Here is a 239-nt window from a genome sequence, read left to right on the forward strand (position 1 = left end):
CACTTCGCCGCGGCGCTCGAACAGTGGCGCGGGCCCGCGCTGCTCAACGTCGAGTCGGACGCGCTCCACCGCGACGAAGCCGGCCAGCTGGCCGAAGAGCGGCTGCGCGTGCGCGAACAGTGGGCGGACGCGCTGCTCGAAGTCGGCGAGTACGGCACCGTCATTCCCGAGTTGACCCGGCTGACCAGGGAAAACCCGCTGCGGGAGCGGCTGCACGAGCAGCTGATGGCCGCGCTGTA

Annotated in this window: 1 protein-coding gene; it reads left to right on the plus strand. The window is 71.1% G+C overall.

Annotated features, from left to right (window positions below; all coding sequences use genetic code 11):
* Positions 1–239, plus strand: a 239-nt coding sequence (locus G3I65_RS04205; RefSeq protein WP_160694915.1) for a BTAD domain-containing putative transcriptional regulator, incomplete at both ends; no start/stop codon positions are given.

The sequence above is a fragment of the Amycolatopsis sp. SID8362 genome (assembly GCF_010550475.1).
Lineage (GTDB): Bacteria > Actinomycetota > Actinomycetes > Mycobacteriales > Pseudonocardiaceae > Amycolatopsis > Amycolatopsis eburnea.